Genomic DNA, 5,747 nt, shown 5'->3' on the forward strand with positions numbered 1-5,747 from the left:
ACTGCTCCTATTGCATTTTCACTCCAAATTTCTCCAGTTTTTGTTATAATATCCATGAGGAAAGACCTTTCTTTGTTTTATTCTTTGCCACGGAAATTATAACATTTCCACTCAAGGGGAGGCTTTCCTCTTTTATTGTTTCTGGAAAAATTCCCCTACCGAGTAAAATTTTACACTAAGGAGCGCTGCGCAGGGGGCCGAAGGGCGTGAGGGTTGACGGGGCCTTTGGCCCCGTAGGTTCTTAAGGTTTTGAAGTTTGACAGCCGCTTTGCGGCTGAGGGTTGTGGTATCGCCCTGGCGGTGCACAGCGAACACATTTTGAAGGAGCGCTAGCGACGCGCAAAATGTAGTGAGTCGTTTCCCCTTTAGGGGGCGATGAATATAAAGACGGCGTTACGAGATTTACCGCCGGATACAGTCATTCTGAGCCGAAGGCGAAGAATCTCGGTATGCGGAGCATTAGGGATAAATGGCATTAAATACCAGTCGGCGGGAAGGGTTCAGAGGGGTGTGGTATCGCCCTCGTGGACGATGAGTTTTATAGCCGATCAGCAGCTCCTGTTAAAAATTGCGGCGCCAGCCGCCACCACAACCTTCAGGCCAAAGGCCTGTCAAACCTAAGAACCCTCCGGCCTACAGGACCGGTCAATCTTAAGAACCTTTTCCTCTGAACCCTCTGAATTTTGTAGATATGGTACAATAAATAGACAGGCATATTCTATTTTTTCAAGCAAGAGGAAACCCTATGAAAAAATTTCTATTTCTTCTGATTATACTGGGATGCGCCGTATACTGGGGCATGTCCCAGGGAGATGACCTGAGCCGCCAGGCGAAGGCCTCTCATGGCGGCGCCGTGTCCGCCCAGCCGGTGAAGCCGGCGAAGGAGGAAAAGGGGATCATAGCGGAAGTGAAGGATACGGTGGCCACCCTGATTTCCGGTATGTCCTCTTCTCCCACGGCCCAGGGGGCGGTGGAGAAGCAGGCGAAACCGTCTCCCGCCTCTCCTTCGACGGTGGTGAAGGAAAAGACGGAGGCCGGTACGCTCCAGGAGAAATGGAACGATGTGTCCCATTTCAGGGAGTCTCTGGAATCCAGGGTGCATCGGGAGAAGTTTGTGCCCTATGACAAAATACCGGATCTTCTGAAGAAGGGCATCATTGCCACCGAGGACCGGCGGTACTACGACCATGGAGCCGTGGATATCATCGGTGTGGCCCGGGCTTTCATCACCAATTCCATGGCAGGAGAAACCCTGGAAGGGGGAAGCACCATTGCCCAGCAGACGGTGAAGAACATTTTCCTCTCCAATGACCGCACCATGACCAGAAAGCTGGAGGAGCTGGCACTGGCAGTGCAGCTGGAGCGGAATTATTCGAAAGAGGAAATCCTGGAGCTCTATCTCAATACCATTTATTTCGGCCATGGCACCTATGGCGTAGGCGAGGCCAGCCGGGTGTACTTTGGAAAGGAGCCTAAGGATCTGGACCTGTCCCAGTGCGCCATGCTGGCAGGACTGCCCCAGGCACCGTCGGCCTATGACCCCATCAGCCATCCCCAGGAAGGGGCCAAGCGCATGACCACCGTGCTGGCCCTTATGGCCCAGGAAGGCTATATTACACCGGAAGAGGCGGCCAAGTCCGCCATGCACCTGTGGCTGAAGTGATGATTTAAAGGGGACGGAAATTTCCGTCCCGTCTTTTCATGGATTCCGGCGGCGAGTATAATAGAGAAATGCAAAGCAGAAAATCGTTTGACAGGAGACAGGGATATGGAATCTTTAACTTTCATCATTATTGCAGTGATTATTACCTCCATCGGCTTCCTTATCGGATACCAGATGATTCGGCTCCGGAAAAATGTGGACAAAATCACGGACCAGATTATTGAACACCATAAAGGGGACAGGAGCTTTCGGGATAAGGAATTTGTTCATTATTTCAAAGCCGGCGGAAATATCTGGCTCTCTGCCATGGATGACAAGTTCAAAAAAATGCTGTCCATGCAGAAATATACCGCCATGGCTGCCATTGTGGTGGCAGTGGTGATCATCGCCCTTTCCATTGTGCAAAAGGTGTATCCCCTCTCTGCCTATCCGGTGCTTCTCATCCTCTTTCTGGGAAAGAACCTCCTGGACTTCCAGAGTGTGGCCTCCGATGACAAGACGAACAGCAAAAATGCGGTAGAATACTACAAGAAATCCTATCCTGAAGATAGTTCTGCGAAAAACAGCAGCGAAGGGAAGACAGCGGACAAGCTGGCAGGCTGGTTCCTCATTGCCAAGAGAACGGCCATCCGTACCGGTAAGCTGGGCACCGGCAGTAAGGCCGCCGCTTCGGGAGAAGAAGTCAGACCATCCCGGGCCATCCGGAGAGGAAGCCCCGGAAGGACCCTCCAGAGACGGAGAGGCAGAAGATAAAAAAAGACTGTGAAAAAATGACTGCACATTTTTTCACAGTTTTTTTATGATTTCCTGCCTCGTTTCAACGGCGCCGGTTCCTCGCCCAGCTGCTTCAGGGCCGCTGCATTTTTGCTGGCTGTGAGAATGTAGAGGAAATCGTCTGCCTGAAGGCGGATGTCCGGGTCAGGAATCACGCTCTCGCCGTGACGCTTCAGGTCGATTATGATGGTCTGCTTCATGCGGGGCACGTCCCGGATTTTCTTTCCTTCCAGAAGGGATCCGCTGCCTATGGGTACCTCCACAATATTTCTTTCTTCCTCGCAGGCCCTGTCCGGCTTGGCGGAGAGGGATTTCTTCAGGAGGGCGTCATAAATGGGCTCGCCCTTCAAAAGCTCGGCGGTTATGTAGGCCACCGCGCTTCCCAGGGCCAGGGCCATGAGGTGGCCGAAGTCGCCGGTCATTTCCAGAATGAGAAGGGTGCCGGTAATGGGAGAACGGACGCTGGCGGCAAAGAGGGATACCATGCCGATGATGATGATATTGGGCGTATACACCTCATTGATGAGCTCCAGAGACACCAGCACATGGGCCTCCACGCTCCCCAGCAGGGCGCCCACCACCAGAAGGGGCAGGAAGAAACCGCCAGGCACGCCGCAGCCGTAGCTGATGAGGGTGAAAACATATTTCCCTATCAGAAGGAGGACCAGGAAGGAAAGGCTGGTGAAACGGCCGGCTGCCAGCTGGTCTACCAGGGTATTGCCGCCGCCCAGCACCTGGGGCAGGAAGAAGCCCAGAAGGCAGGCGGAGAAAAGAGCAAACAGGATTTTTACATACTGATTCTTAAAGAAGGGCAGATTGTAAAAAGAGCCGGTATGAAGAAGACCATAGTTGAAAATAATGCCTGCAAAGCCGGCGGAAATGGCAATGAGCACCACCAGCCCTAGGTGCTCGGCGGGCATGGGCACCAGGTTGAGGAAATGGAAACTGGTGCTCCGCCCGAAAAAGAAATGGGTCACAATGGTGGCGGTAATGGCGCTGGTCATGGTGGGAAGAAGCACGGCGCCGGAAAAATTACGGTGCAGCTCTTCCAGGGCAAACATCATGCCTGCCAGGGGCGCATTGAAGGCAGCCGCCAGGCCGGCACTGGCACCGCTGGTAATCAGGTATCGTTCCTCCATGCGGGTGCGGCCCAGCAGGCGGGAAAGCCCCTGGCCTGCTACAGCGCCGATCTGGATAGAAGGCCCTTCCCTTCCCAGGGAAAGACCGGCGCCGATGCCTAGAGCACCGGCAATAATCTTCACCCAGAGAATGCGGAACCATTTCATTTTATAAAGACCCAGAATGACACCCTTCACCTGGGGAATGCCGGAGCCGCCCGCCATGGGAGCGTAAAGACACATACGGTAGAGGAGAAATCCGGTCACCACCAGGGCTGCCGCCCACAGGCAGAGGGGAATGAAATTCTCCTTCGCCACCGCCGGGATGAGAAAGGCATTGTATGCATAGATGCGAAGAGCCTCGGCCTCTCCCAGCAGAAAACGGAAAAGGCTGATACAGAGGCCGCCGAAAATACCTACAAATATGCCTTCTATAAACAGACGGAGGCGGAATGTATGCCAGTTGTCCAGAGCCACATAGGTTTCAAAAAGCTGTCGGCTCATGGACTGGGAAGAAGAGTCTTCTTTCATGATAGCCTCCTTTGGGATAGCTTATGGACAAGCCCCTTTCGGGCTTGAGGGTTTAGAGGGGGGATCGGGACCGGGACTTGGGCGGTGCTTTCCAGTATTCCCGAAGGTTGACACGCCCTTACGGGCGTGAGGGTTGAGCCAGCCGCCGGGCCTTTGGCCTTGGGCTGCCAGGGTTCTGCCTGTGATCGGCTTCGCCTTACAGGCGGGTTGAGGGCTCTCGCCCTCGGGAGTTATATAGTATCGCTGCGCTGGCGAGGTACGGCGCCTTCGGCGCCATTATATATATGCCTATGCCGCCTGCGGCAGGGGGGACAATAAAGCTCCGTGACGTTATCTTTTAATAAGTGACTCTACTTTAAGCACAGGTTGTTCTGCCCCCTGAACAGGGGTGGCAAGGGAACACGATTCGTAAGGAAGCAAAGCGACCTGAGAATCGTGTGACACGCTTTCCCGTGGAGAAGTCCGGCGCAGCCGGATAGGGGGAGGCGAGCGCAGCGAGCCAATCACCAGAATGCTTATCATACCATATGATACAAAAAGCTAATCCCGTAACGCTGACTTTATAAGCATTGCCGCAGAGCGGCAATCCGCAACCCCCAGCGCCGCAGGCGCTGTCGCCCCCTGAGCGAAGCGAAACACAACCCGCCGCCGACAGGCGGCCACAACCCTCGGCCCGAAGGGCCGTCAACCTTCCCCTCTGAACCCTCTGAACCTTTTGAACCCGAGCGCCGGAAGGCGCTTGAACCCTCACGCCCCAAAGGGGCGTGTCCAAGAGCGGCCCTTCTTACAAATCCACCTGGTAAGTCAGCACCGCGTCAATGGCGGATACGGCATTTTCCCAGCTGGTGATGGTATCTTTCATTTCATGTTCATAGAATTCATCATCAATATATTTCATATTGATTTTTACATTGATAATGGAAGCCTGAATGCAGGCGATGGCGCTCTGGGCGGCCATGATGGAGTCGCTCAGGGCATTCTGGTTGCCCTTCAGCAGCAGGTTGGTGAAGCTGGGGAGAAGTTCGCTCATGGTCTGGGCCATCTGCTGGGGTACGGCGATGGCTTTTTTGAAGGCCTTCAGCTGTTCCTCCTGCCGCTTTTCCAGGGGAAGGCTGCGGATGGAGCGGAGGGTTTTCATGAGGTCAAGGAAATTGGCGGCATCTTCGTCCATGAGATCCAAAAATATGGAACGGGCCATGTTGAACAGGGAAGCGTATTCTTTGGCCTTTTCATGAAACTCTGCGTAATTCTTATTGGATTCGGTGAGATGGCACACCATTTCTGCCAGAGCGCAGGCTTGGGCGCCAAGAAGTCCTGCAGCGGCTCCGCCGCCGGGGGCCGGAGAGCCGCTTCCCAAATCATCCAGAAATTCATCAATTGTTCTTTCATGGAAAGCTTTCTTTTCCATACACATGCACCTCGATTGTCAGATTTCCCAGGACCCGGCAGGGTCATGGTTTGTTTATTATTATACACGGAATGGAGAAAGTTTCCTATTGCGGAAGAGACAGCGGTAAGTGTCAAGTTTTCCTCGGTAATTCATTTGACTGTCGATGATTACTATCTCCGTGGCTTCGGTTTTATCAGTATTTCTGTATAGCTCTGGCCAGTCTCCCCATTGGTGAAGAAGAAGCTCCATAAACGCCTATACGCCCCTCCAG

4 protein-coding genes are annotated in these 5,747 nt (G+C 53.6%); 2 read left to right on the forward strand and 2 right to left on the reverse strand.

What is annotated here, in order from left to right; all coding sequences use genetic code 11:
* Positions 1–745 precede the first annotated feature (745 nt).
* Both HMPREF9453_RS10315 and HMPREF9453_RS10320 read left to right on the forward strand, forming a co-directional pair.
* Positions 746–1,663 (forward strand): transglycosylase domain-containing protein, encoded by a 918-nt coding sequence (locus HMPREF9453_RS10315; RefSeq protein WP_008860507.1) that lies wholly within the window; start codon positions 746–748, stop codon positions 1,661–1,663.
* A gap of 105 nt (positions 1,664–1,768) precedes the next feature.
* Positions 1,769–2,416, forward strand: a complete 648-nt coding sequence (locus HMPREF9453_RS10320; RefSeq protein ID WP_008860508.1) for a hypothetical protein — start codon at positions 1,769–1,771, stop codon at positions 2,414–2,416.
* Positions 2,417–2,460: 44 nt separating this feature from the next.
* Here the strand turns inward: HMPREF9453_RS10320 and HMPREF9453_RS10325 are convergent, their stop codons facing one another.
* Both HMPREF9453_RS10325 and HMPREF9453_RS10330 read right to left on the reverse strand, forming a co-directional pair.
* Positions 2,461–4,086: a ClC family H(+)/Cl(-) exchange transporter gene (locus HMPREF9453_RS10325; protein ID WP_008860509.1), complete on the reverse strand. Its 1,626-nt coding sequence runs from the start codon at positions 4,084–4,086 to the stop codon at positions 2,461–2,463.
* Positions 4,087–4,870: 784 nt separating this feature from the next.
* Positions 4,871–5,494 (reverse strand): cyclodeaminase/cyclohydrolase family protein, encoded by a 624-nt coding sequence (locus HMPREF9453_RS10330; protein WP_008860510.1) that lies wholly within the window; start codon positions 5,492–5,494, stop codon positions 4,871–4,873.
* Positions 5,495–5,747: the final 253 nt, after the last annotated feature.

Source organism: Dialister succinatiphilus YIT 11850 (assembly GCF_000242435.1).
GTDB classification, from domain to species: Bacteria; Bacillota; Negativicutes; order Veillonellales; family Dialisteraceae; genus Dialister; species Dialister succinatiphilus.

Coding starts and splice junctions, on each gene's coding strand:
- HMPREF9453_RS10315 (WP_008860507.1), top strand. CDS start 746: ATGAAAAAATTTCTATTTCTTCTGATTATACTGGGATGCGCCGTATAC.
- HMPREF9453_RS10320 (WP_008860508.1), top strand. CDS start 1,769: ATGGAATCTTTAACTTTCATCATTATTGCAGTGATTATTACCTCCATC.
- HMPREF9453_RS10325 (WP_008860509.1), bottom strand. CDS start 4,086: ATGAAAGAAGACTCTTCTTCCCAGTCCATGAGCCGACAGCTTTTTGAA.
- HMPREF9453_RS10330 (WP_008860510.1), bottom strand. CDS start 5,494: ATGGAAAAGAAAGCTTTCCATGAAAGAACAATTGATGAATTTCTGGAT.